This window comes from Streptomyces sp. NPDC041122 (assembly GCF_055592445.1).
In genome coordinates this window covers 225,100-245,569 of record NZ_JBVIYQ010000013.1, presented here as the reverse complement: position 1 = coordinate 245,569, position 20,470 = coordinate 225,100, and the positions used below count along the sequence as shown (strand labels likewise).

Annotated in this window: 15 protein-coding genes and 1 pseudogene; 7 read left to right on the top strand and 9 right to left on the bottom strand. The window is 74.6% G+C overall.

The window, feature by feature from the left end; all coding sequences use genetic code 11:
• Positions 1-414 precede the first annotated feature (414 nt).
• The 8 genes and pseudogenes from ACZ6B8_RS37185 to ACZ6B8_RS37150 form a co-directional block, all read right to left on the bottom strand.
• Positions 415-1,029 carry a TetR/AcrR family transcriptional regulator gene (locus ACZ6B8_RS37185; protein WP_471087830.1) on the bottom strand — a complete coding sequence of 205 codons (615 nt, stop codon included), beginning with the start codon at positions 1,027-1,029 and terminating at the stop codon, positions 415-417.
• On the bottom strand, positions 1,017-1,751 hold the full coding sequence (locus tag ACZ6B8_RS37180; RefSeq protein ID WP_471610094.1) for an enoyl-CoA hydratase family protein: 735 nt from the start codon (positions 1,749-1,751) through the stop codon (positions 1,017-1,019). The genes ACZ6B8_RS37185 and ACZ6B8_RS37180 overlap by 13 nt, the downstream gene beginning before the upstream one ends.
• A 35-nt stretch (positions 1,752-1,786) precedes the next feature.
• The gene (locus tag ACZ6B8_RS37175; protein WP_471610093.1) at positions 1,787-2,983 is read right to left on the bottom strand and encodes an acyl-CoA dehydrogenase family protein; all 1,197 of its coding nucleotides are present in this window, start codon (positions 2,981-2,983) and stop codon (positions 1,787-1,789) included.
• On the bottom strand, positions 2,980-4,881 hold the full coding sequence (locus ACZ6B8_RS37170) for an acetyl/propionyl/methylcrotonyl-CoA carboxylase subunit alpha (RefSeq protein ID WP_471610092.1): 1,902 nt from the start codon (positions 4,879-4,881) through the stop codon (positions 2,980-2,982). The genes ACZ6B8_RS37175 and ACZ6B8_RS37170 overlap by 4 nt, the downstream gene beginning before the upstream one ends.
• Before the next feature lie 54 nt (positions 4,882-4,935).
• A complete protein-coding gene (locus ACZ6B8_RS37165; protein WP_471610091.1) occupies positions 4,936-6,540 on the bottom strand; it encodes an acyl-CoA carboxylase subunit beta in 1,605 nt (534 codons plus the stop codon).
• Positions 6,537-8,240 carry an acyclic terpene utilization AtuA family protein gene (locus ACZ6B8_RS37160; RefSeq protein ID WP_471610103.1) on the bottom strand — a complete coding sequence of 568 codons (1,704 nt, stop codon included), beginning with the start codon at positions 8,238-8,240 and terminating at the stop codon, positions 6,537-6,539. Before ACZ6B8_RS37160 ends, ACZ6B8_RS37165 begins: the two co-directional genes overlap by 4 nt.
• An 83-nt stretch (positions 8,241-8,323) precedes the next feature.
• Positions 8,324-9,133 (bottom strand): TIGR03084 family metal-binding protein, encoded by an 810-nt coding sequence (locus tag ACZ6B8_RS37155; protein ID WP_471610090.1) that lies wholly within the window; start codon positions 9,131-9,133, stop codon positions 8,324-8,326.
• Positions 9,134-9,363: 230 nt separating this feature from the next.
• Positions 9,364-10,278, bottom strand: a pseudogene (locus ACZ6B8_RS37150) (EamA family transporter); the annotation flags it as partial.
• A 182-nt stretch (positions 10,279-10,460) separates the two neighbouring features.
• Here ACZ6B8_RS37150 and ACZ6B8_RS37145 point away from each other — a divergent pair.
• Positions 10,461-11,372: a LysR family transcriptional regulator gene (locus ACZ6B8_RS37145; RefSeq protein ID WP_471087848.1), complete on the top strand. Its 912-nt coding sequence runs from the start codon at positions 10,461-10,463 to the stop codon at positions 11,370-11,372.
• Between the two features lie 411 nt (positions 11,373-11,783).
• Here the strand turns inward: ACZ6B8_RS37145 and ACZ6B8_RS37140 are convergent, their stop codons facing one another.
• Positions 11,784-14,492 carry an FAD-binding and (Fe-S)-binding domain-containing protein gene (locus ACZ6B8_RS37140; protein WP_471610102.1) on the bottom strand — a complete coding sequence of 903 codons (2,709 nt, stop codon included), beginning with the start codon at positions 14,490-14,492 and terminating at the stop codon, positions 11,784-11,786.
• A 396-nt stretch (positions 14,493-14,888) separates the two neighbouring features.
• Here ACZ6B8_RS37140 and ACZ6B8_RS37135 point away from each other — a divergent pair, with 396 nt between their 5' ends.
• Genes ACZ6B8_RS37135 through ACZ6B8_RS37110 form a run of 6 tightly spaced genes read left to right on the top strand, consistent with a single transcriptional unit; the run spans position 14,889 to position 20,384 of the window.
• A complete protein-coding gene (locus ACZ6B8_RS37135) occupies positions 14,889-16,463 on the top strand; it encodes a sensor histidine kinase (RefSeq protein ID WP_471610089.1) in 1,575 nt (524 codons plus the stop codon).
• The gene (locus tag ACZ6B8_RS37130) at positions 16,460-16,921 is read left to right on the top strand and encodes a roadblock/LC7 domain-containing protein (protein WP_471087854.1); all 462 of its coding nucleotides are present in this window, start codon (positions 16,460-16,462) and stop codon (positions 16,919-16,921) included. The genes ACZ6B8_RS37135 and ACZ6B8_RS37130 overlap by 4 nt, the downstream gene beginning before the upstream one ends.
• Entirely contained in the window at positions 16,918-17,274 is a 357-nt protein-coding gene (locus tag ACZ6B8_RS37125; protein WP_471087857.1) for a DUF742 domain-containing protein, read from the top strand. Before ACZ6B8_RS37130 ends, ACZ6B8_RS37125 begins: the two co-directional genes overlap by 4 nt.
• On the top strand, positions 17,255-17,899 hold the full coding sequence (locus tag ACZ6B8_RS37120) for a GTP-binding protein (protein ID WP_471087860.1): 645 nt from the start codon (positions 17,255-17,257) through the stop codon (positions 17,897-17,899). Before ACZ6B8_RS37125 ends, ACZ6B8_RS37120 begins: the two co-directional genes overlap by 20 nt.
• Positions 17,896-19,167, top strand: a complete 1,272-nt coding sequence (locus ACZ6B8_RS37115) for a cytochrome P450 (RefSeq protein ID WP_471610088.1) — start codon at positions 17,896-17,898, stop codon at positions 19,165-19,167. Before ACZ6B8_RS37120 ends, ACZ6B8_RS37115 begins: the two co-directional genes overlap by 4 nt.
• Complete coding sequence (locus ACZ6B8_RS37110) at positions 19,164-20,384, top strand: cytochrome P450 family protein (RefSeq protein ID WP_471610087.1); 1,221 nt, start codon at positions 19,164-19,166, stop codon at positions 20,382-20,384. Before ACZ6B8_RS37115 ends, ACZ6B8_RS37110 begins: the two co-directional genes overlap by 4 nt.
• Positions 20,385-20,470: the final 86 nt, after the last annotated feature.

Here is a 20,470-nt window from a genome sequence, read left to right as displayed (position 1 = left end):
TGGCCGAGCTCGCACCGTGGCCGCCGCCCACGATGAGCCGGACCGCACCCGGCCGCGAAGGCCGATGACCCGACCAGACGGGCCGTGGGCCGAGCGCGCACCGGGGCGTCCGCCCACGATGGGCCGGACCGCACCCGGCAGCGAAAGCTGATGACCCGAACAGCGAGGTCCGCCGCCATCCCCTGGCCGTCCGGGTCGAACGTCAACGTGCGGTGGAGGGACGGGAGTCAAGGGTGGAGCGCAGCGCAATCGGCGAAGCCGACGCGACGAAGGAGCGCCCTTTACTGCCGGCCCGGAGGCGCCACACTCCGCAAACACCCGGGCGGCCCCGGTCACCGACAAAGGCACCGGCCCACCGAAGACTCCCCCGGCCACCGGCAAACGCACCGGCCCACCAAAGCCCCCCCCACGCCCCTACCCCAGCGCCCCCTCCACCAGCACCGTCCACTGCGCCACCACCCGCTCCCTCCGCACCCCGTCATCCGTCAGGAGGTTCGCGAGGCCCAGGCCGCGCGCCATGTCCAGGAGGCCCTGGATCGTCTCGCGGACGCCGGGGCGGGACTCGTCCGCGTCCAGGAGTTCCACCGCGATGCGGTGGGTCTCGCGGCCCACGCGGGACTCCAGTTCCGTGACGCGGGAGCCCAGCTGGGGCTCGTTCGACGCGGCGACCCACAGGTGGAGCGCCGCGCGGAAGAGCGGGCCCGTGTAGAGGTCGACCAGGGCCGCGACCACCGAGGCGCGGTCCTGCGCGGGGAGGGCCCGCAGGGCGGTGGAGCGCTGTTCGGCGACGTACTCGACGGCCGCAGTGAAGAGGTCCTCCCGGGTCGGGAAGTGGTGCTGCGCCGCGCCCCGCGAGACGCCCGCCCGCTCGGCGACCACGGAGACCGTCGAGCCCGCCCAGCCGTGTTCGGCGAGGCAGGAGACGGCGGCCTCCAGTAGCCGCTGCCGGGTGGCCCGGCTGCGGTCCTGCTTGGGCGAGCGGGCCGGGACCTCACCGGGGCCCCGGTCCGCGGCGGTCACAGCACCCATGGGCGCTCCCGTCGTTCGAGGAACGCCGTCATGCCCTCGCGCGCCTCGGTGGAGCCGAAGAGGCGGGCGGACAGGGCGGTCAGGGCGTCCGAGTGGTCGTCGAATGCGTCGAGCACCCTAGCCGTGAGCAGCTTCTTCGTCTCGGCCAGGGCGCCCGGCGCCGCCGCCCTGACCCCGTCGAGCAGCGGCGCGAGGGCCACGTCCACGTCCTGCCCGTACACCGTGACCAGGCCGATCCGTGCCGCCTCCGCCGCGTCGAACCGCTCCCCGGTGAGGTAGTAGCGGGACGCCGCGCCCGGGTCGAGGCGGGGCAGCAGGGGCAGGGAGATCACGGCGGGGGCCACGCCGATGTGCACCTCGGTGAAGGCGAAGGACGCGGCCGGGCCCGCCACCGCCAGGTCGCAGGCGCCGAGCAGCCCGAGGCCGCCCGCCCGGACGTGCCCGTCCACGCGGGCGAGGACCGGCTTGGGGAGTTCCACGATCCGCCGCATCAGCCGCACGAAGTCGGCCGGTGCGGGCGGCGCCTTCAGGTCGGCGCCGGAGCAGAACGTCGTGCCGGTGTGGGTGAGCAGGACCGCCCGGACGTCCGGGTCCGCGCCCAGGCCGTCGAGCGCTGCGGCGAGGGCGCCGACCAGTTCCGCGGAGAGCGCGTTGCGGCGGTCGGGGAAGTCCAGGGTGACGGTGGTGACGCCGCGTTCCGGTGCGGAGACGACGAGGCTCATGGACCGCTCCTCGGGCTGGTAGGGCCTGGTAAGACCTAGTAGGACTTGGGCAGGCCCAGCGTCTGGTGGGAGACGTAGTTGAGGATCATCTCCCGGCTGACGGGGGCGATCCGTGCCACGCGGGAGGCCACGATCAGCGAGGCGAGGCCGAACTCCTTGGTCAGGCCGTTGCCGCCGAGGGTGTGCACGGACTGGTCGACGGCCTTCACGCACGCGTCGGCGGCGGCGATCTTGGCCATGTTGGCGGCCTCCCCGGCGCCGATGTCGTCGCCCTCGTCGTAGAGGCGGGCGGCCTTCTGCATCATCAGGCGGGCCAGTTCGATCTCGACGTGGGACTGGGCGAGCGGGTGCGCGATGGCCTGGTGGGCGCCGATCGGGGACTTCCATACGCTGCGTTCCTTGGCGTACTCGACGGCGCGGGACAGCGCGTACCGGCCCATGCCGAGCGCGAACGCGGCCGTCATGATGCGCTCGGGGTTGAGGCCGGCGAACAGCTGGAGCAGTCCGGCGTCCTCCTCGCCCACCAGCGCGTCGGCGGGCAGCCGTACGTCGTCGAGGACGAGCTCGAACTGCTTCTCGGCGGCCTGGAGTTCCATGTCGATCCGCCGCCGCTCGAAGCCCGGCGCGTCGCGCGGGACGATGAACAGGCACGGTTTGAGGTTGCCGGTGCGCGCGTCGGAGGTGCGGCCGACGATGAGGGTCGCGTCCGCGATGTCGACGCCCGATATGAAGACCTTGCGGCCGCTCAGCAGCCAGCCGCCGGAGTCGGAGTCCGGGTCGCGGCGGGCCGTGGTGGTGATGCGGTGGGAGTTGGAGCCCGCGTCGGGCTCGGTGATCCCGAAGGCCATGGTGAGCGAGCCGTCGGCGAGGCCGGGCAGCCAGGCCCGCTTCTGCTCCTCGGTGCCGAAGCGGGCGATGACCGTGCCGCAGATCGCGGGCGAGACGACCATCATGAGCAGGGGGCAGCCGGCCGCCCCCAACTCCTCCAGGACGATGGAGAGTTCGGCCATGCCCCCGCCCCCGCCCCCGTACTCCTCGGGCAGGTTGACGCCGAGGTAGCCGAGCTTGGCGGCGTCCGCCCACAGCTCGTCGGGGTGGCCGCCCTCGGCGGCGACGCGAGCGAGGTAGTCGCGGCCGTACCGGCGGCCGAGTGCGGCGACGGCGGAGCGCAGGGCCTGGTGCTCTTCGGTTTCGAGGACGGTGCTGCGAGCGGTGCTGCGAGCGATGCTCATGCGGACTGTTCCTCCTGTGCGAGCGGCTGGGCGGCCTGGTCGGCGGCCTCTACGACGGCGAGCAGCGCGCCGACCTCGACCTGGCGGCCGGGTGCGGCGTGCAGGGCGGTGAGCGTGCCGGAGGCGGGGGCGCAGATGCGGTGCTCCATCTTCATGGCCTCCAGCCAGACGAGGGGCTGCCCGGCCGTGACCGGCGCTCCCTCGGCGATGCCTGCGGCGACGCGCACGACGGTGCCGGGCATCGGGGCGAGCAGCGAGCCGGGCACGCGGCGGGCGGTGGGTTCGGGCAGCAGGGGCAGCGGGGTGAGGGCGGTGTCGCCCCGGGGGGTGCCGACGTGGATCCGGTCCGCGTACCGCGCGACGGTGTACGTCCGCCGTACGCCGTCGGCCTCCAGCACCACGCGCCCCGCCGTCACCTCCAGGACGGTCACGCCTTCGGCGGCGGGCCCCTGCCGGGTGTGGTGGTAGCGGACCTCGTGCTCGGTGCCGTCCGGCTCGGTGCGGTAGCGCTTGAGGTGGGGCTGGGAGCGCAGGTTGCGCCAGCCGCCGAAGCGGGAGCGGCCGTGCGCGTCGGCGAGCGCGGCGGCCAGCGGGGCGTGCGGGTCGGGGGCGGGCGCGGTGAGCGTGGCGGCGTGCCGGTCGTAGAAGCCGGTGTCCATCCGGGCGGCGGTGAACTCGGGGTGGCGCAGGGAGCGTACGAGCAGCTCGCGGTTGGTGACCGGGCCGTGCACGGTGGCGCGCTCCAGGGCGCCGGCCAGTTTCCGCAGGGCCTCGGCACGGGTGGGGGCGTGGGCGACGGCCTTGGCGAGCATCGCGTCGTAGTGCACGCCGATGGTGTCGCCCGCGGTGTAGCCGGTGTCCAGACGGACGTCGCCGGGCACGTCAAGGCGGTGCAGGGTGCCGGTCTGCGGCGCCCAGTCCGCGGCCGGGTCCTCGGCGTAGAGGCGGGCCTCGACGGCGTGGCCCTGGGGGGCCGGCGGCTCGCCGGCCAGTGGCTCGCCCTCGGCGATCCGGATCTGCAGGGCGACCAGGTCGAGGCCGAACACGGCCTCGGTGACGGGGTGTTCGACCTGGAGGCGGGTGTTCATCTCCAGGAAGTGGGCCCGCCCGTCGGCCACCAGGAACTCGACGGTGCCGGCGCCGCGGTAGTGGGTGACGCGGGCGGCGCGTACGGCCTGTGCGTGCAGGTCGGCGACGAGTTCCGGGACGAGGCCGGGTGCCGGGGCCTCCTCGACGACCTTCTGGTGGCGGCGCTGCAGCGAGCAGTCGCGGGTGCCGAGCGGCCAGACGGTGCCGTGCGCGTCCGCCATGATCTGCACCTCGACGTGCCGCCCCGCCGCCAGGTACGGCTCGACGAACACCTCACCGTCCCCGAAGGCACTCGTCGCCTCGGCTCGCGCCGCCGCCAGCTCGCCCTCAAGGGCGTCCAGTTCCCGTACCACGCGCATGCCGCGTCCGCCGCCGCCGGCCGCCGCCTTCACCAGGACGGGCAGGTCGGCCTCGGTGACCTCGCCGAGCGGCGCGACGCCCATCAGCTCCTTGGCGCGGGTCTTGGACGCCATCGCCTCGATCGCTTCGGGGGGCGGGCCGATCCAGAGCAGGCCCGCGTCCAGGACGGCGCGGGCGAAGCCGGCGTTCTCGGAGAGGAAGCCGTAGCCGGGGTGGAGGGCGTCCGCGCCCGCGGCGAGCGCCGCCTTCACGACGAGGTCGCCGCGCAGATACGTGTCGGAGGGCGCCGCACCCGGCAGCCGGACCGCCGTGTCGGCCTCGCGTACGTGCAGGGCGTCCGCGTCGGCGTCGGAGTACACGGCGACGGTGGCGATGCCGAGCTCGCGGCAGGTGCGGAAGACGCGGCAGGCGATCTCGCCCCGGTTGGCCACCAACAGGGAAGTAATCATGCGGAGTTCCTCACGTCCATCGGGGAAGGTCCTCACGTCCATCAGGGAAGGTCCTCACATCCGGAAGACGCCGAAGCCGCCGCGCGCGCCCTCGTAGGGGGCGGTGTGGATCGCGGAGAGGCAGAGGCCGAGGACGGTGCGGGTGTCGCGGGGGTCGATGACCCCGTCGTCGTAGAGCCGCCCGGACAGGAACATCGGCAGCGACTCGGACTCGATCTGCTGCTCCACCATGGCGCGCAGCCCGGCGTCCGCCTCGTCGTCGTAGGGCTGCCCCTTGGCGGCGGCGGACTGCCGGGCGACGATCGACAGGACGCCCGCGAGCTGCTGCGGGCCCATCACCGCGGACTTGGCGCTGGGCCAGGCGAAGAGGAAGCGGGGGTCGTAGGCGCGCCCGCACATGCCGTAGTGCCCGGCGCCGTAGCTCGCCCCCATGAGCACCGACAGATGCGGCACCGTCGAGTTCGACACCGCGTTGATCATCATGGCGCCGTGTTTGATGATGCCGCCCTGCTCGTACTCCTTGCCGACCATGTAGCCGGTGGTGTTGTGCAGGAAGAGCAGCGGGATGTCGCGCTGGTTGGCCAGCTGGATGAACTGGGCGGCCTTCTGGGACTCCTCGCTGAACAGCACGCCCTGCGCGTTGGCGAGGATGCCGACCGGGTAGCCGTGCAGGGCCGCCCACCCGGTGACGAGCGAACTCCCGTACAGCGGCTTGAACTCGTCGAAGTCGGAGCCGTCGACGACGCGGGCGATGACCTCGCGCGGGTCGAAGGGCTTCTTGAGGTCCTCGGGGACGATGCCGAGCAGCTCGTCCTCGTCGTACGCGGGCGGGGCGACCGTCGCCGGGTCCGGATCGGCGTACCGCTTGCGCCAGTTGAGGCGGGCGACGACGCGGCGGGCCCGGCGCAGCGCGTCCCGTTCGTCCTCGGCGAGGTGGTCGGCGAGGCCGGAGGTGCGGGCGTGCATCTCGGCGCCGCCGAGCGACTCGTCGTCGCTCTCCTCGCCGGTCGCCATCTTCACCAGCGGCGGCCCGCCGAGGAAGACCTTCGCCCGTTCCTTGACCATGATCACGTGGTCGCTCATGCCGGGCACGTAGGCGCCGCCCGCCGTGGAGTTGCCGAAGACGACGGCGATGGTCGGGATGCCCGCGGCCGAGGACTGCGTGAGGTGTTTGAAGAGGGCGCCGCCCGGGATGAAGATCTCCTTCTGGGACGGCAGGTCGGCGCCGCCGGACTCCACGAGGTGGATGGACGGCAGCCGGTTGGCGTGGCCGATCTCGTGCGCCCGGAAGGCCTTCTTCAGCGTCCAGGGGTTGGAGGCGCCGCCCCGTACGGTCGGGTCGTTGGCGGTGATCAGGCACTCGACGCCCTCGACGACGCCGATGCCGATGACCATGGAGGCGCCGACGGGGTAGTCGCTGCCCCAGGCGGCGAGCGGGGAGAGCTCCAGGAAGGGCGTGTCCGGGTCCAGGAGCAGTTCGATCCGTTCGCGGGCGAGCAGCTTGCCGCGTTTGCGGTGCCGTTGGACGTACTTCTCGCCGCCCCCTTCGAGCGCCTTGGCCTGCTCGGTGTCGAGCGCGGCGAGCCGGTCGAGCATGGCCCTGCGGTGCTCGGCGTACTCGGCGCTCGCGGGGTCGAGCGCGGAGGCGAGGACGGTCACAGGAGTACCTCCGGTATGTCCAGGTGGCGGGCGCGCAGCCACTCGCCGAGGCCCTTGGCCTGCGGGTCGAAGCGGGCCCGGGCGGCCACGCCCTCGCCGAGCAGTCCCTCGACGACGAAGTTCAGGGCGCGCAGGTTCGGCAGGTCGTGGCGGACGACGGTCAAGTCGGCGGTCTCCGGCAGGAGTTGACGGAACCGGTCGACGGTGAGTTCGTGGGCGAGCCAGCGCCACGCGTCATCGGTGCGCACCCACACACCCACGTTGGCGTCGCCGCCCTTGTCGCCGCTGCGGGCCCCGGCGACCAGGCCGAGGGGGGCGCGGCGGGTCGGCCCCTGAGGGAGCGGGGCGGGCAGCGGGGGCGCCGCGAGCTCCTCCGGTACGAGGGTGTCGTCGCCCGGCGGGACGGCGACGCGCCGGCCGCCGGGCAGGACGGCGACGTGGTCGACGCGGGCGCGCTCGACGTACGCCGCCTCGAAGACCCCGTACGGCGAGCCCTTCCCGGGCGGCGCCGTCACATGGAAGCCGGGGTAGCCGGCGAGGGCGAGCTCGATGGCGGCGCCGCTGAGGGTGCGGCCCACGGTGTCGGCGTCGGCGTCCCGTACGACGAGGCGCAGCAGGGCGCTGGCGCCCTCCTCGGTGGGCGCGTCGGGGCGGTCGGTGCGGGCCAGCTCCCAGCGCACGTCGGCGGGGCGGGCCGGGGCGCGGTCGAGGGCGTCCTCGATCTGGGCGCGGACGAGGCCGGCCTTGGCGTCGATGTCGAGGCCGGTGAGGACGAAGACGACCTCGTTGCGGAAGCCGCCGAGCCGGTTGAGGCCCGCCTTGAGGGTGGGGGGCGGCGCCTCGCCGCGCACGCCGTCGACGCGGACGCGGTCGGGTCCGGCCTGGGTGAGCGTGACCGTGTCGAGGCGGGCGGTGACGTCCGGGCCGAGGTACCGGGCGCCCTGGGTCTCGTAGAGGAGCTGCGCGGTGACGGTGCCGACGTCGACGAAGCCGCCGGTGCCGTCGTGCTTGGTGATGACGGACGAGCCGTCCTCGTGGATCTCGGCGAGCGGGAACCCGGGGTGCCGCAGGGCGTCGAGGCCCTTGCCGTGCTCGGTGAGGTGCTCGGCGAAGAAGGCGTAGTTGCCGCCGGTGGCCTGCGCGCCGCACTCCAGGACGTGCCCGGCGACGACGGCACCGGCGAGCTTGTCGTACTCCGTCGGGCCCCAGCCGAAGTGGGCGGCGGCGGGCCCGGTGACCAGGGCGGCGTCGGTGACGCGGCCGGTGACGACGACGTCGGCCCCGGCCTGGAGGCAGGCGGCGATGCCGGCGCCGCCGAGGTAGGCGTTGGCGGTCAGGGCGCCGGGGAAGCGGGCGCCGAGGTCGTCGCCCTCGACGTGCGCGACCCGCACCTCGTCGAGCCCGAGCCGGCTGGCCAACTCCCGTACGGCGTCGGCGAGTCCGGCCGGGTTGAGCCCGCCCGCGTTGGCGACGATGCGCACGCCCCGCTCCCGGGCGAGCCCGAGACACTCCTCCAGCTGCCGCAGGAAGGTCTTCGCGTAGCCGCGGGAGGGGTCCTTGAGCCGGTCGCGGCCGAGGATGAGCAGGGTCAGCTCGGCGAGATAGTCACCGGTGAGGACGTCGAGCGGCCCCCCGGTGAGCATCTCGCGCAGGGCGCTGAACCGGTCCCCGTAGAAACCGGAGGCGTTGCCGATGCGCAGGGGCCGCGTGGGGCGCGGGGGCGGTGGCGTCGGACGCGGGGACGGGGACGGGGACGAGGACGGGGGCGGGGACGGGGGCGGGGTCACCGCGCGTCTCCCCCGGGCGTACGCGCGGGCGCACGGCCCGCACCCGGTGGCCCCGCGAACGCCTGCGCGATGTCCAGCCACCCGTCCGCGTCCGGACCCTCCGCGCGCAGGGCGAGGTCGGCGCGGTGGGCGCGCTGCGTCACGAGCAGGCAGAAGTCGAGGCCGGGCCCGGTCACCCGCTGGGCGGCGCCCTCGGGCCCGTACGCCCACACCTCCCCCGACTCCGGCGCGGTCAGCTCGACCCGGAACTCCTCGCCGGGTGCGCTCAGCCCCCGTACCGCGAAGGAGAAGTCGCGGGTGCGCACCCCGATCCGCGCCACGTGCCGGAGCCGGCCGGTCGCGGCCCGCCGCACGCCGAGCGTGTCGGCCACGTCCTGGCCGTGTGCCCAGGTCTCCATGAGCCGCGCGCTCGCCATGGACGGTACGGCCATCGGCGGTCCGTACCAGGGAAGGCGGGTGCCGGCGGGCGCCTCGCCCAGGATCCGCCACAGCTCCTCGCGCCCGGCGCGCCAGCGCGCGAGCAGGTCGGCGGGCGGCAGCGCGGCACCCTCCGCCGCGCCCTCGTCCACGAACGAGCCGGGGGCGGCCACCGCCTTCTCGACCTCCACGGCGAAGGCGTCCGGGTCGGTGGCGGCGAGCACGGCCGCCCGGTCCGTCCAGGCCAGATGCGCGATCTGGTGGGCGACGGTCCAGCCGGGCGCGGGGGTCGCGAGGGACCAGCGCTCCCGGCTCAACTCCGCTACCAGGCGGTCGAGTTCCTCGCTCTCGCCGCGCAGGTCGTCGAGCACGGACAGGGCATCGGGCACGGAACGCTCCCCTCGGGGCAGGGCGATGTGCCTGGGAGCATGGCAGCGCTCGGAGAAACAATCAAGCGTGCTTGCATTACTTTTCGGACGGCCTCCGCGCGATGTCCGGACGGATCCCCGACCCGCCGGCCGCCGCTGCGACAGTCGACTCCTCGGGCCGCCGACCCCGCAGCCTCCGGGCCCGCTGCCGCCGGCCCCGCCGCCGCCTCCGCCACCAGGCTCTCGCCGGCCCGCGATCCCCGCCGCCCCACCTGCGTCCGCACCGCACCCATGCTCGCCGCGATGACCAGGGCGATGGCGAGCGCCTCCGCGACGGACAGGGCCTGGCTCAGGACGAGGAACCCGGCGACGGACGCGATGGCCGGTTCCAGGCTCATCAGGATGGCGAAGGTGTGCGCGGGCAGCCGCCGCAGCGCGAGGAGTTCGAGGGTGTACGGCAGCACGGACGACATCACCGCGACGGCCGCGCCCAGCGCCAGCGCGTCCGGCCGGACGAGCCGCGAGCCGGTCTCGGCGATCCCGAGCGGCAGGAAGAGCACCGCCGCGACCGCCATCGCCAGCGCCAGACCGTCGGCCTGCGGGAAGCGGCGTCCGGTGCGGGCGCTGAAGAGGATGTACGTCGCCCACATCGCGCCGGCGCCGAGGGCGTAGGCGACACCGGCCGGGTCGAGGCCGTCGAGGCCGCCCCCACCGCCGAGCAGGAAGACGCCGCCGAGGGCGAGCCCGGCCCAGACCAGGTTCACCGCGCGGCGCGAGGCGAGGACGGAGAGCGCGAGCGGGCCGAGGACTTCGAGCGTGACCGCGGGGCCCATGGGGATACGGGCGACGGCCTGGTAGAAGAGGCCGTTCATGCCGGCCATGGCGACGCCGAACGCGACGACGGTGCCCCAGTCGGCGCGCGAGTGGCCGCGGACCTTGGGGCGGCACACGACGAGCAGCACGAGCGCGGCGAAGACGAGGCGCAGCGTCACGATGCCGATCGCGCCGACCCTCGGCATCACGCTCACGGCGACGGCGCCGCCGAACTGGACGGAGATCCCGCCCGCGAGGACGAGCCCGACGGGTCCGAGGTGGCCAAGACGGCCGCGCAGCCCGGTCTCGGCCGCTGCCGCGGGTGCTGCCTGGTCGCTGCGGGAGACGTTCACGGGCGAGCCTTTCCTGGTGTGCGGTCCGCACTTCCCGGGTTTCCCCGGGCGGGGCCGGGGTTCAGTTTCCTGGACTGCACCGTATAAGACAGTGCACTGAGACAGGATTGTGGGGCCCCTTCACTGCTGTACGCAACCCACGTCCACATATCGAAGCTACGACGCTCGGCACGGCTTGTGAAATGCCGATTGCGCTGTCGTTATGCTCCCCGGACATGACTGATCAGCCCGTCGGACTGCGCCACCTGCGCTGCTTCCTCGCCGTCGCCGAGGAGGGCAGCGTCACCCGGGCCGCCGCTCGGCTGCGCATCACCCAGCCCGCCGCCTCCCGCACCCTCGCCGCCCTGGAGGACGCGCTCGGCACGCGGCTCGTGGACCGCTCCACGCACCACCTCACGCTCACCGCGGCGGGCCACGCCTTCCGGGACCGGGCGGCGGTCGCCGTCGCCGCGTTCGAGGACGCGCTGGACGCGGGGCGCTCGGTGCGGCGGCCGCTGCGGCTCGGGCACGCGTGGGCGGCGGCGGGTCCCGCCACCACGCCGCTGCTGCGCCGCTGGCGCGCCGCGCACCCCGACGTGCCCCTGGAACTCCTGCGCATCGACGACCGCACCGCCGGGCTGAGCCGCGGCGCGGTCGACGTGGCGCTGCTGCGCGGCCCGGTCGACGTGCCGGGCCTGGTCACCGAGCTCCTGCACATCGAGCACCGGGTCGCGGCGGTCCCGGCCGACAGCCCGCTCGCGGAACGCACGGCCCTGCGCCTCGCGGACCTGGCGCCGCGCACCGTCGCGCTCAACGCGGTCTCCGGCACGACCACCCTGGAGCTGTGGCCCGCGGACGCGCGGCCCACGTCCACGATCACCGTCGCCAACACCGACGACTGGCTGGCCGCGATCGCCGCGGACCGCGCGGTGGGCGTGACGACGACGGCGACCCCCGGCATGCACCCGCACCCCGCGGTCGCCTACCGTCCCCTCACCGACGCTCCGCCCCTGCCGGTGGTCCTGGCCTGGCGCGACGGCCCGTCACACCACCCGGCCCTGGCGGCGCTGGTGGCCCTGGCCCACGAGGTCTTGGCGGAGACGGACGGCATGTGACGGGCCGCCCCCGTCCGCCTCGGGAACCCGGGGCGATTGCGCGGTTCCCCGCGTGGCTCCGGGGCCCGGGGTTTGCACAGTTCCCCGCGCCCCTGGGTGGGCCGCCTGGACGCTCCCCCGCGCGGCACCGGAGCCGGGGGATTGCGCAGTTCCCCGCGCCCCTGAGTAAGCCACCTGAACGTTCCCCGTGTGGCACCGGAGCCGGGGGATTGCGCAGTTCCCCGCGCCCCTGAGTGAGCCACCTGAACGTTCCCCGTGTGGCACCGGAGCCGGGGGATTGCGCAGTTCCCCGCGCCCCTGAGTGAGCCACCTGAACGTTCCCCACGCGGCACCGGAGCCGGGGGGGTGGCACACCCGTGACCCAGCCGTCCGCATCGCCCCCCCCAACCCACCCACACCCCTACCTTCCCCTCACCCCCGCCCCAGCCCCTCCGCCAGCACCTCCGCCAAATGCCGTCCCCGCACCCCGGCCAGCTGCGTCAGCTGGGTGCGGCAGGAGAAGCCGTCGGCCAGGATCACCGCGTCCTCGCCGGCCGCCGTCACCGACGGCAGCAGGTGTTCCTCGGCGCACGCCTTCGACACCTCGTAGTGGCCGCGCTCGAAACCGAAGTTCCCCGCGAGGCCGCAGCAGCCACCGGCCAACTCCCCTGCCAGGCCCGCCTTTTCGCGCAGCCGCCGCTCCGCCGCGTCGCCCAGTACCGCGTGCTGGTGGCAGTGGGTCTGGCCGGCCGCGGGGCGGCCGATCCGTGGCGGCTCCCACCGCGGGGCCAGTTCCTCCAGGGCCTGGGCGAACGTGCGGACGGATGCCGCGAGGCGGGCCGCCCGCGGGTCGTCGCCGAGGAGTTCGGCCAGGTCCGAGCGGAGGGTCGCGGCGCAGCTCGGCTCCAGGACGACGACCGGCGTACCGGCGTCCAGGAACGGTTCCACGCGGTCCAGGGTGGCGCGGAGCACCGCGCGGGCCCGGTCCAGCTGGCCCGTCGAGACGTACGTCAGGCCGCAGCACACCCCGCTCGGGGGCACCGCCACCGTGAGCCCGGCGTCCTCCAGGACCGCCACCGCGGCCCGGCCCACCGACGGCGAGAGGTGGTCCGTGAAGGTGTCGGGCCAGAGCACGACGTCGGGCGGGCCCCCGGCGCGCGGCCTTCCGCGCCACCACCGGCGGAACGTGCGCGGCGCCAGCTCCGGGACCGCGCGCTCCGGGGCGATCCCGCCGAGGCGCTTGGCGAGCGCGGCCAAGGGGGCGACGCGGGCCAGGGTGTTCACGAGGCGTGCCGTGCGCGTCGCCGACACCGCCCGCAGCCAGCGGGGCAGCCACCCCATGGCGTAGTGCGCGGCCGGCCTGCGGCGGCCCCGGTAGTGGTGGTGCAGGAACTCCGCCTTGTACGTGGCCATGTCGACGCCCACCGGGCAGTCGGAGCGGCAGCCCTTGCAGGAGAGGCAGAGGTCGAGCGCGTCCCTGACCTCCGTGGAGCGCCAGCCGTCCGTGACCACCTCGCCCGCGAGCATCTCGTGCAGCAGCCGGGCCCGTCCCCGCGTGGAGTGCTCCTCCTCGCCGGTGACGCGGAAGGACGGGCACATCACGGCGGTGGGTGAAGCGGGCGTGGCCGTACGGCACTTGGCGACACCCACACATCGGCGTACCGCCGCCGAGAAGTCGCCGCCGTCGTGCGGATAGCCGAAGGCGACGTCGACCGGCTCGCGCGGCAGCGGGGCGAAGCGCAGGTTCGCGTCGAGCGGGGCGGGCCGCACCAGCATGCCCGGGTTGAGCAGGCCCGCCGGGTCCCAGAGGTCCTTCACGCGCTCGAAGAGGCCGACGAGTTCGGGCCCGTACATCTTCGGCAGGAGTTCCGCGCGGGCCTGCCCGTCGCCGTGCTCGCCGGAGAGGGAGCCGCCGTGGGCGACGACCAGGTCGGCGAGCTCCTCGGAGAAGCGGCGGAAGCGGGCGACGCCGTCGCCGGTGAGCAGGTCGAAGTCGATGCGGACGTGGATGCAGCCGTCCCCGAAGTGCCCGTACGGGGTGCCCCGCAGGCCGTGGTCGGTGAGCAGCGCCCTGAAGTCCCTGAGGTAGCCGCCCAGTCGGGCCGGCGGCACCGCGCAGTCCTCCCAGCCGGGCCAGGCCTCCGAGCCGTCCGGCATCCGGGTCGCCGTACCGCTGGCGTCCTCACGCACCCGCCACAGTGCCCGCTGACCGGCCGGGTCGGCCACGATCAGGGCGTCCACCGTCTCCGCCGCGGCGGCCCGCACCAGGGCGCCGGCGTGCGCGCGGGCCTCGGCGGGGCTCGCGCCGCCGGTCTCGACGAAGAGCCAGGCGCCGCCCCGGGGCAGCCCGTTCGCGCCCCTGACCAGGTCGGCCGCCATGCCCTCGACGGTGAGCGGCCCGTAGGGGAGCAGTCCGGCCGCGGCCTCGGCCGCCGCGCTCTCGTCGGCGTACCCGAGGACGGCGAGCGCGCGGGCGCGGGGCGCCTCGACGAGGCGTACGACGGCTTCGGTGAGGACGCCGAGGGTGCCCTCGGAGCCGCAGAAGGCGCGGGCGAGGTCGGGTCCGTGTTCGGGGAGCAGCGCATCGAGCGCGTATCCGGAGATGCGGCGCGGGAGGTCGGGGAAGCCGGTGCGCAGCAGCGCCAGGTCGGCCTCGACCAGCGCGCGCAGGCCCTCGGGTGCACCGTCCCAGCCCCGGGCGAGACGGCGGGACGTGCCGCGGCCGTCCGTCACGGTGAGGGAGGCGACGTTGTCGGCGGTCGTGCCCCAGGCCACCGAGTGCGCGCCGCAGGAGTTGTTGCCGATCATTCCGCCGAGGGTGCAGCGGCTGTGGGTGGAGGGGTCGGGGCCGAAGGTGAGGCCGTGCGGGGCGGCGGCCGCGCGCAGGTCGTCGAGGACGGCGCCCGGCTGGACCACGGCCGTCCGCGCCTCGGGGTCGAGGGAGACGACGCGGTTGAGGTGCCGGGTGCAGTCGAGGACGACGCCGGTGCCGGTGGCCTGCCCGGCGATGGAGGTGCCCGCCCCGCGCGGCACGAGCGGCACGTCGTGTTCGCGGCAGACCGCGAGGGCCGCCGCCACGTCGTCCGCGTCGCGCGGGGCGACCACGGCGGCGGGGATCCGGCGGTAGTTGGAGGCGTCCATGGTGTGCAGGGCCCGCGCGGTGACGGAGAGGTCCACCTCGCCGCGCACGGCGGCGCGCAACTGCCGTGCGAGCCCTTCCGGGTCGGCCGGGGCTCCTCTGCCGGTACGTCCGTCGGCACGCCCGTCGGTACGTCCCGCGGTACGCCGCCCACGTCCGTGCGGGTCCCCCGGCACCCGTCCGTCGGCACTCCGTCCGGGTCCTGCGAAGGCGCCGTCGAGATCGCTCATGCGGTCCAGGATGCCCCCGCACCGGCCCCTCGTGGCCACCCCGCCGCACCCGTTATCTCCCGATCCGGACGGGAAGATTCCCAACTCGGTCGACAACTCTCCTATAGTGATCCTCACTTGAGCAGAACTTGAGCAGAGTGTGTCGCTTCCGATCGAGGACCCCGATTGATGACCGCGCAAACCCCCCTAGCGCGCCCCGGGACGGAGCACCCTCCGCTGCGCCCCACCGCCTTCGTCCTGCTGGCCTGCGCCGTGGCCTGCGCCGCGCTCGCCGGGGCCGCCGTGGCCCTCGCGCCCGCCTCCGTACGCACCCCGCTGGCCTGGGGATCCGGTGCCGCCGCCCTCGCGCTGACCGCCGCCGTGACGCTCGCCTTCCACACCGTGCGCGCCAACACCCTGCTGCGCCGCCGGGTCGAGACGGTGCGTCAGGACGCCGGGCGCATCGTGCAGGAGCAGGCCGCCCGCACCGACGAGTTCACCCGCGAGCGCACCGCGCTCACCGAGTACTTCGCCCGGGAGCGCACCGAACTCACCGTGCGCGCCCGGCGCGCCGAGTCCGAGCGCGCCGCCGCCCTCGCCGCCTGCGCCAACGCCGCGGGCCGCATGCAGGCGCTGGCCACCGGCATGCTCGCCGACCTGCGTGAGATGGAGGGCAGGCACGCCGACGAGGACGTCCTCACCGACCTCCTCCACCTCGACCACCGCACCGCGCAGGCCGGCCGCATCGCCGACTCCGTGGCCGTGCTCACCGGCGCCCGCTCGGGCCGCCGCTGGGCCCGCCCCATCGTCATGGAGTCGATCCTGCGCGGCGCGATGGGCCGCATCGGCGGCTACCAGCGCGTGCGCGTCCACTCGGCCAGCGAGGTCGCGGTCGCCGGCCACGCCGCCGAGGGCGTCATGCACGCCCTGGCCGAACTCCTCGACAACGCGACGAACTTCTCGCCGCCCACCTCCGAAGTGCACGTCTACATCGAGGAGGTCGCGGCCGGCGTCATCATCTCCGTCGAGGACAGCGGCCTCGTGATGGGCCCCGTGCAGCAGCGCCGCGCCGAACACGCCGTGTCCGGCGGGACGGAGGGGCTCGGCGGCCTGTCCGGGACCCGGCTCGGCCTCGCGGTCGTCGGCAGGCTGGCCCGCAAGCACGGCCTGACGGTCTCGTTCCGTCCCTCGGCCCGCGGCGGCACGGGCGTACTCCTGCTGATCCCCCAGGAGCTGCTGTCCCGGCCCTCGGAGACGGCCCCGACCCCCGTTCCGGCACCCCTGCCGGCCGCGACAGCCCTCCCGGCACCCGCGAGCACGCCGGAGCGGACGCGGGGGGACGTGCGCACGGAGCACCGAGCCGACGCCGGCGTCCAGGAACTCCCGACGCGGCGCAGGGACGGCGAGTACGCACCTCCCCCCGCGGCCCCGCGCCCACCGACGGACCCCGCGCGCCCGGCCTCAGCCACCCCCGAGGCCCTCGAGGCCCTCGAGGCCCTCGAAGCCGAGGCTCCCGAGGCCCCGCTGCCCAAGCGCCCCCGCGGCCGCACCCTCGCCGCCGCCGAGCGGGCCCGCGCCGACAGCGACACCGGCGAGACCCGGATCCGGTCCCACGCCGAGGCCGCGAAGAGCACCGCGGCCCGCTTCAGCAGCTTCCGCCAGGCCGTCCGCGCCCCCGGGCAGGACCCGGAGACCTCCGGCCCGTCCGAGGACCAGGACGCCACCGCAACCTCCCCGCACCCGGAAGGCGACACCCCCCGATGACCACCGGCACCACCCCCGGCAGCTCCACCCCCGGCAGCACCACCGACGAGAAGCTCACCTGGCTCCTCGTGGGTCTCCTGGAGCGCACCCCCGGCGCCCGGCACGCCCTCGTGCTCTCCCGGGACGGCCTCAAGCTCTGCCGCACCCCGGAGCTCTCCGTCGACCAGGCCGACCAGCTCGCCGCGATAGCCGCCGGCATCCAGTCCCTGTCGCACGGCGCGTCCGCCGAGTTCGGCGACGGCAGCGGCGGGGTCCGCTCCGCGATGGCCGAGTTCTACGGCGGCATCCTCTTCATCGTCGAGGCCGGCGAGGGCGCGCACCTCGCGGTCATCGCCGCCGAGGACGCCGACGCGGGCCTCGTCGGGCACACCATGAGCGAGCTCGTCGAGCAGCTCGGCGAGTACCTGCGCGCCGCACCCCGCGCCGACGACGGCCCCCGCACCCTGCCCGCCTCATGAGCCGCCCCGGCCGGGACGACACCCCCGACCGGCTGTACACCCTCACGCAGGGACGCAGCCGGTCGGCGCCCGACACCCCCTTCGACCTGGTGACCCTCGTCGTCGCCGAGTCCGGCCCCGTCCCCGGCATGCAGTCCGAGCACACCGCCATCCTGCGGATGTGCCGGCTGCCCACCGCCGTCGTGGAGGTCGCCGCCGACCTCGGCCTGCCGGTGAGCATCACCCGCATCCTGCTGTCCGACCTGCTCGACGCGGGCCGGATCAGCGCCCGCCACCCGCGCGCGGCCGGCGACCACAGCCTTCCCGACCCCGACATCCTGGAGCAGGTGCTCGTTGGACTCCGCAATCTCTGAACGCAGCGCTACCGGGGCCTCCCGCACGGAACTGACCGCCACCGCCGACAACGGCCTGAAGATCGTCGTGGTCGGGGGCTTCGGCGTCGGCAAGACGACGCTCGTGCGCTCGGTCAGCGAGATCCGTCCCCTCAACACCGAGGAGACGATGACGCAGGCCGGGCGGGGCATCGACGAGACCGGCGGCCTCGACGGGCTGCGCGCCAAGACGTCGACGACCGTGGCCTTCGACTTCGGCCGCATCACGCTCGACGCGCACAACATCCTCTACCTCTTCGGCGCCCCCGGCCAGGAACGCTTCTGGTTCCTGTGGGACCGCCTCTTCTCCGGCACGCTCGGCGCGGTCGTCCTCGTCGACACCCGCCGCCTGGCGGACTCCTGGTACGCGATCGACCGCCTGGAGCACCACGGCACGCCGTTCATCGTGGCCCGCAACGACTTCGGCGGCCCCGCGCACACCACACAGCAGCTGCGCGAGGCGCTCGACCTCGACCCCGGGGTGCCGCTCGTCGACTGCGACGCCCGCTCCCGCGAGTCCGTCAAGAACGTGCTGATCACGCTCGTGGAACACCTCACGTCGCTGTACGCAGAGCGGCGACACGCCTCCCAGGAGACCGCCCAGTGACCTGCCCCGTAACCGGCGCCGGCGCCGCCGCACCCGGCGCCGTCCCGCTCTCCGGACCGCGGTTCAGCACCGAACCCGCCACGCTGTACCGGGAGATGCGGCGCGACCACGGCCCCGTCGCCCCGGTGCTGCTCGACGGCGGCATACCGGCCTGGCTGGTGCTCGGCTACCGCGAGCTGCACCAGGTCACCGGCGACCCGGCGCTCTACAGCCGCGACTCCGAGCTGTGGAACCAGTGGCCGAACATCCCCGCCGACTGGCCGCTGCTGCCGATGATCGGCCACAAGCAGCCCTCCATCCTCTACACCGTCGGCGAGCGGCACACCCGGCGCGCCGCGATGATCGCGCACGCCCTCGAAGGCGTCGACCCCTTCGAACTCAAGGCGCACGCCGAGCAGTTCGCGGACGAGCTCATCGACCGGTTCTGCGGCAAGGGCGCCACGGAGATCGTCGCCGAGTACGCGATGCTGCTCCCGGTCCGCGTCCTCGCCCGTATCTACGGCTTCTCCGACGAGCGGGGCCCCGGCCTGGTCACCGCGATGAACGACATGATCGACGGCCGCGAACGGGCCCTCGCGGGCGCGCAGCACCTGGCCGAGTCGATGGCGCGGCTCATCGCCGACAAGCACACCGCGCCGGGCGACGACGTCGCCTCGTACATGCTGGAGAGCCAGGCGGCTGACGGCCAGGACGGGTTCACGGACGAGGAGATCGCCCAGGACCTGATGGTCATGATGGCCGCGGGCCATCAGCCGACCGCCGACTGGATCGGCAACTCGCTGCGCCTGATGCTCACCGACGACCGCTTCGCCGCGTCGCTCTTCGGCGGCCGGCACAGCGTCGCCGAGGCCATGAACGAGGTCCTGTGGGAGGACACCCCGACGCAGAACGTCGCGGGCCGCTGGGCCTCCCGCGACACCCAGCTGGGCGGCCGCCGCATCAACTCCGGCGACCTGCTCCTGCTCGGCCTCGCCGCCGCCAACTCCGACCCGCAGGTCCGCACCGACGGCTCGGCGCTGACCGGCGGCAACAGCGCCCACTTCTCCTTCGGGCACGGCGAGCACCGCTGCCCCTTCCCGGCCCAGGAGGTCGCCGAGGTCATCGCGCGCACCGGCATCGAGGTCCTCCTCGACCGCCTGCCCGACCTCGACCTCGCGGTCCCCGCGGACGCCCTGACCCGCCGCCCCTCCCCCTGGCTGCGCGGCCTGACCGATCTGCCGGTGAGTTTCACCCCGACCCCGACCTCAGCGTTTGGAGACCTCAGATGACGCGCATCGCCCTGGATCCGTTCGTCACCGACCTCGACGCGGAGAGCGCGCGGCTGCGCGCCGCGGGGCCCCTCGCCGAGGCAGAGCTGCCGGGCGGCGTGCCGGTGTGGGCGGTCACCCACCACGCCGAGGCCCGCCAACTCCTCACCGACAAGCGCCTGGTGAAGGACATCGGGGTCTGGGGCGCCTGGCGGCGCGGCGAGATCCCCGCCGACTGGCCGCTGATCGGCCTCGCCAACCCGGGCCGTTCCATGCTGACGGTGGACGGCGAGGAGCACCGCAGGATGCGCTCGCTGGTCGCGCAGGCGCTGACGCCGCGCCGGGTGGAGCGGATGCGGGAGCGCGTCGCGGAGCTGACGACGGCCCTCCTGGACGGGCTCCCCGCGGGCCCCGGCCCGGTCGACCTGAAGGCGGAGTTCGCCTACCCCCTCCCCATGTACGTCATCAGCGACCTGATGGGCGTCGCCGCGGCGGACCACCCGCGCCTGAAGGTCCTCTTCGACCAGTTCTTCTCCACGCAGACGCCCCCCGAGGAGGTCGTGGCGACGCTCGGCGAGCTCGCCGAGATGATGGGCAAGGTCGTCGCGGCCCGCCGCGCGGAGCCCGGCGACGACCTGACGAGCGCGCTGATCCAGGCCTCGGAGGACGGCGACCACCTCACGGACGCGGAGATCGTCTCCACGCTCCAGCTGATGGTCGCGGCGGGCCACGAGACGACGATCTCCCTCATCGTCAACGCGGTGGTCAACCTCTCCGCCCACCCCGACCAGCTCGCCCTGGTCCGCGCCGGCGAGGTCGGCTGGGACGCGGTGATCGAGGAGACCCTGCGCTACTCGACCCCGACCTCGCACGTCCTGATCCGCTTCGCCGCGGAGGACGTGCCCGTCGGCGGCAAGGTGATCCCCAAGGGTGACGCGCTGATCGTCTCGTACGGCGCGATAGGCCGCGACGAGCGGGCCCACGGCCCCACGGCGGACGCCTTCGACATCACCCGCACGTCGCCGACCCGTCACATCTCCTTCGGCCACGGCCCGCACGTCTGCCCCGGTGCGGCGCTCTCCCGCCTGGAAGCAGGCGTGGCCCTCCCGTCCCTGTACGCCCGCTTCCCGGACCTGACCCTGGCGATCCCCCACAAGTCCCTCCGCAACAAGCCGGTGGTGACGCAGAACGACCTGTACGAGCTGCCGGTGCTGCTGGGGCCTACGGCCGGTGATTAGGGAGCCCGTCCGGCGCCTGAGGACGAGCGCGCAACGCGAGGAACCAGCCCCTCCGGCGCTTGAGGAGCGGGGTCCGGGGCAGGGCA